The sequence below is a fragment of the Faecalibacterium sp. DFI.5.82 genome (assembly GCF_029076575.1).
GTDB classification, from domain to species: Bacteria; Bacillota; Clostridia; order Oscillospirales; family Ruminococcaceae; genus Faecalibacterium; species Faecalibacterium duncaniae.
On record NZ_JARFIS010001164.1, the window covers coordinates 1 to 287 of the forward strand.

The window sequence follows — 287 nt, forward strand, 5'->3', positions numbered from 1 at the left end:
CGGCCTGCCCCGGCATCGGGTTCGACTACGACATGGCAAACCTCTGGCACGAGCCGAACGAGGACATCCGCAGTCTGAAATCGTTCGTCCTGGTCAGCCTGCGCGGCATGGCAGCGTACAATTACCATGCGCGGGTGCTGGGCCGCATCGACCCGGAGCTGGACCGCTTCTTCTGCGAAGTATTGCAGGCCGGTGGCAGCGAATGCTCCATCGATGCCCTCTGGGCACTGGTGCAGAAGACCGGCAAGGCCAGCTACCGCTGCATGGAGCTGCTGGACGCCGCTAAC

At 63.8% G+C, this 287-nt stretch carries 1 pseudogene; it reads left to right on the forward strand.

Features of this window, described 5'->3' with window-relative positions:
- Positions 1-287 (forward strand): annotated as a pseudogene (locus P0G09_RS20570) (hydroxylamine reductase); the annotation flags it as partial.